This window comes from Methylobacterium sp. E-045 (assembly GCF_022829685.1).
Classification (GTDB): domain Bacteria; phylum Pseudomonadota; class Alphaproteobacteria; order Rhizobiales; family Beijerinckiaceae; genus Methylobacterium.
The window spans coordinates 1-1,926 of record NZ_JAKSYE010000058.1 but is presented as its reverse complement, the minus strand read 5'-3'; the positions used below and the strand labels follow the sequence as shown (position 1 = coordinate 1,926).

Genomic DNA, 1,926 nt, shown 5'->3' with positions numbered 1-1,926 from the left:
TTCCGGGCGGCGATCCTGCTGTGGTGCGCCTCATGGCACCAGGCTCCGGCCGGGTCGTTGCCCAAGGATCCGAAGCAGCTCTCGAAGTTCGCCGGTTACGGCCGGGTGGTCGCCGAATGGGAGCGCGTCGCCGAGGGTGCGCTCTATGGCTGGGTCGAGTGCTCGGACGGGCGGCTGTACCATCCGGTGTTCGCCGAGAAGGCTATCGAGGCCTGGGAGAAGAAGGAAGAGTACACCCAGCGCACCACAGCCCGCACCGAGCAGGCTAAGGCTGCAGCCGGAGCCCGTTGGGGCAAGAAGGATGGTCCTGCCTCCAACGGCGGCGGGAGCAGCGAGACCGGGGGAAACGGCAGTGATGCTGGTGGTGATGCGCCCGTAAATGCTGATGCATTGCCAACGCAGATGCGCCCGCATGCGGGGAGCAATGCTGAAAGGGAAGGTAAGGGACAGGTAAGGGACCATAAAGCGCTCCGCGCCGCGCACGAGCCGGAAATCCGAAAACCAGACGAGGTCGAAATCTGGGTCCGGTCCCTGGTGGACGGCACGCACCCCGTCACGGTCGAGCCCGACGTCACGCCGATCCGAGCCCTGCTGCGGGAACCTGGCATCACCCGGGCCGATGTCGAGGCCGGGATCGCGGCGTTCATGGCGAAGAGCCGCAAGCGCGCAACGTGCTGGGAAAGCTTCGATAAGTGGATCCGCACCGCTGCGAAAGATCGCATCGCTCGCGAGCCTGCTGGGGTCCGTCCCGACGCCCCCCGCAAGCCCGTCACACCGGAGATGATCCGGTTCCAGCAGGTCCACCTCGCCTCGGAGCACTTCCGCGGCCACTGGTCGGACGCCTGGCCGAACCACTGCCGTCCGGGGCATCCCGACTGCACGACGCCCGACGACGTGATCGAGGACGCCCGGATCGCCGTCCAGATGGAATCGCTGCCCAACCCCAACATCGCCCGCGAAATGGGCTTTGCCCCGGACCGGTTTTCCCGGTTCCAGTAGGAGATCCATGCTCAGCCGTCCCGATGGCCCCGATCCGCCCCGGCAGTACCCCACGACCCTTGTCCGCCTCTGGCTCGTCGCCGCCTGGGCAGGGCACAGCGAGGCGGATGCACAGGCCGGCCCGAAACCCGGGGACGTCCGCGTCCAGCGATGGCCCGAGGTCCACGTCGCCGACTGGCGGATGAAGGCGCAGCTGAAAGCCTGGCTCAATGCGCAGGTCGGCCGCGAGCCCAGCTTCCGCGAGGCCTGTCGAATCAACGGGTGGAACAGGGACAGCGCCATGCGGGGGGTCGACATGGCGATTGAGCTGATCTCTTCTGGGTTGAGTGGGTAGCCCTCAGCCGGCTCTGCTACTCGCTGAAAAAGGGCCGTATAGGTGAAACGCAGATTTTGGGCTCTCCGAAAAGCGATTAAGCGGAAGCACTATTGATTGGCATACGTCCTCTCACACATACACAGCGCACCAGCTTCCTCCTGATTGCGGCCCAGTAAGGCCTGGACTTGGCCCGCAGATTGGACTGGGCGGGCCATAGTGACCCTCGCACGGCGATCGGTGACATCCGGTGCCTAAATGGGATTACGGATCACTCGGGAATTGGCTTCTCGATAGTACGAACGAAAACGGCCGGGGTTTCCCCCGGCCGCTCATCGTCGTGACAGCCGATCCGCTTAGCGGAGGAGCTGCAGGATGCCCTGCTGGGCCGGGTTGGCCCGCGAGAGGGCCGAGATGCCGATGGACAGGCGGGTTGACAGGGGCCGGGGGTTGGCGGCTTCCTCGCTTGGGTCCGCGTTCGTCAGGTTTGGCGAGCCGGGGTCGGGGATGTTTATCCAGGTCTTTGAGAAGGTCTGACGGGTCTGCACAACAGCGAGGTTGGAGACGGAGGTCAGGGGATGTGCGCGAAACGGGGCTGGGGCAACGGTGATGGG

The 1,926-nt window shown here is 65.4% G+C and carries 2 protein-coding genes and 1 pseudogene; 2 read left to right on the top strand and 1 reads right to left on the bottom strand.

Annotated features, from left to right (window positions below):
- A partial coding sequence (locus MKK51_RS07540; protein ID WP_243976066.1) for a YdaU family protein occupies positions 1 to 999 on the top strand: 999 nt, incomplete at its 5' end.
- Positions 1,000 to 1,006: 7 nt separating this feature from the next.
- Positions 1,007 to 1,333 carry a hypothetical protein gene (locus tag MKK51_RS07535; RefSeq protein ID WP_243976065.1) on the top strand — a complete coding sequence of 109 codons (327 nt, stop codon included), beginning with the start codon at positions 1,007 to 1,009 and terminating at the stop codon, positions 1,331 to 1,333.
- Between the two features lie 335 nt (positions 1,334 to 1,668).
- Here the strand turns inward: MKK51_RS07535 and MKK51_RS07530 are convergent.
- Positions 1,669 to 1,926: pseudogene (locus MKK51_RS07530) on the bottom strand (flagellar protein); the annotation flags it as partial.

Bases quoted from the DNA above. Each gene is read 5' to 3' on its own strand.
- MKK51_RS07535 (WP_243976065.1), top strand. From the start codon at position 1,007: ATGCTCAGCCGTCCCGATGGCCCCGATCCGCCCCGGCAGTACCCCACG.